Raw genomic sequence first — 2,224 nt, forward strand, 5'->3', positions numbered from 1 at the left:
GCACCGGCCTCCGGGCTGCCGGAGGCCGACGCGGTCGCCGACGCCCTCGCCCGCGCCGCCGACCGGATCGGCCTTCTCCTGCGGCGCGAGCGGGCCTTCAGCGCGGACGCGTCCCACCAGCTCCGCACGGCGCTCACCGGCGTACGCCTGGAGCTGGAGACTCCGCTGGCACCCGGCGCGCGCTCCGATCCGTACGCCGCCCTGCGCACGGCCCTCCAGCAGGTCGAACGGATGGAGACCACGCTGACCGATCTGCTGGCCCTGGCCCGTGACGTACCCGAGCGGGCGCCGCTCGATCCGGTGCCGCTCCTCGACGGGATCGAACGGCACTGGCACGGCGAGCTCGCGGCGGACGGCCGGCGGCTGCGGGTGGTCGTCGACGAGGACCTGCCGGACGCCGTCGGCTCACCGCGGGCCGCCCGGCAGGTCCTCGATGTGCTGATCGCCAATGCCCGGACGCACGGCAGAGGAACGGTGACCGTACGCGTCCGGGACAGCGCCGGAGTGCTGGCCGTCGATGTCGAGGACGAGGGCGCCGGGATCCCGGAGGGCACGGATCCGTTCGTACGGCGCGGCCACGCGACGGAGGACGGCCATGGCATCGGTCTCGCGCTGGCCCGCTCGCTGGCGGAGGCCGAGGGCGGCAGACTCTTCGTCTCCCGCCCTCGCCCGCATCCCAGATTCACCTGGCTCGTGGCCCTTCCCGTGCGGTCCGCGCCGACGCGGCTCCCATCACCCGGGACGCCGTGAGACGCCCAGGCCGGGCCAGGCCAGGCCCGGTCCGGCCCGTCGGTCCGTCACAGCTCCCGCAGCTCGGTGAGCGGAGGCCGACGGGCGTGCCGTACGGCGGCCCAGGCCGCCACCGCCAGCGCCGCCACCGTGATCCCCGCCATCGCGCTCAGATAGGCCCACGGCACGGCGATCTGTGACGGCGGCGGATCGAAGACCCCGGAGAGCACCTTCACCAGCATCCGCGACAGCGCCCAGCCGAGCACCGCGCCACCAGCGAGGCCCGACACGGCCACGAGCGCCGCCTCGCTCCACACGAATCCCGAGAGCTGCCGCCCTCGCGCGCCCAGCACCGATGCCAGCGCCAGCGTACGCCGCCGCTCCGCCAGCCCGAGCGCCAGCACCAGACCGCCCGCCGCGGCGGCGATCACCAGCGCGAATCCCAGCTCGACCCGGGTGAGTCCGGCGAGATCCACGGCGGTGAGGCTGGATCCGATCGCGGTCCGCGACGACGGCAGATCCGTGATGTGCGCGTTCGGTCCGAGCAGCGCCCGCGCCCGCGCCGCGACCGCCCGCTGATCCGTGCCTCCCGTGTCGACCAGCAGCGTACTGGTGGCTCCGCTGCCCGTCGTACGGGCGATGTACGACGCGTTCGCGACCAGGAAGCTGTCCTTGGGCGCGGTCGGGAACTCCTTCACGACACCGGCGAAGTGGAAGGGCACCGTACGCGGTTGGCCTGTCCGCGCGTCGGTCAGCCGGAGCCGGACCTGATCGCCCGGGTGGAGCTGGAAATCGTGCGCCGTCTCCGCGCTCACCAGCAGCCCGTCGGGACGCCCGGCGAGACGGTCCATCAGGGCGCCCGCCGTACCGCCGGAGAAGTAGGCGTCCTGCAACCGCCCGGCCGACACGATGCTCGCCGGCCGTACGCCGTACAGATCCTGGAGATCGGCGCCGACATACGCGAACCGGTGCTGGAGCGGCTCGACATGACGTACGCCGGGCACCGCGGCGACCTTGGCGATGTCCGCGGGACCGGTGGCCGAGGCCGTGGACGTGGTGACGGTGACATCGGCGCCGTTGGTCAGCACGGCGTCCACCTCGGCCTGTTGCCGGTAGGTGGAGTTGAACACGGCGGTCGACGCGGCGAAGGCGCAGGCCAGCGCGAGCAGCACCACCGAGCGCAGCACCGTGCCGCGCTGCCGGGACAGACTGGCCGCGACCGTACCGGAGAGAGCGCCGGCCGCCGGCCGGAACAGCCGTCGCAGTACGGGCCCGCCACGGTGCAGCAGCCCGTCGGTCAGCAGCCAGGCCAGTACCGCGCCGGCCGCCCACAGCAGGGCGGGGCCGGCGAACGCCCAGTAATCGACGGACAGGCTCGCGGTGCCCTCGGGGGCCAGGACCAGCGCGTAGTTCGTCGTGCTCGTGGCGCGGAACACCGCCAGTGAGCCCGCCAGCAGTGCTGCGGCCAGCGCCCACCACGCCAGACGTGGCACCG

2 protein-coding genes are annotated in these 2,224 nt (G+C 74.2%); one reads left to right on the forward strand and one right to left on the reverse strand.

Translation table 11 applies throughout. The features are described 5' to 3' along the window. On the forward strand, nucleotides 1-750 hold a 750-nt coding region (locus tag GA0115259_RS12535; RefSeq protein WP_141716539.1), incomplete at its 5' end, for a sensor histidine kinase. Between the two features lie 47 nt (nucleotides 751-797). On the opposite strand, the gene GA0115259_RS12540 is transcribed toward GA0115259_RS12535, so the two are convergent. Beyond that, the coding region (locus GA0115259_RS12540) for an FtsX-like permease family protein (RefSeq protein WP_141716540.1) at nucleotides 798-2,224 on the reverse strand (1,427 nt) is incomplete at its 5' end.

The organism is Streptomyces sp. MnatMP-M17 (genome assembly GCF_900091995.1).
GTDB lineage: Bacteria > Actinomycetota > Actinomycetes > Streptomycetales > Streptomycetaceae > Streptomyces.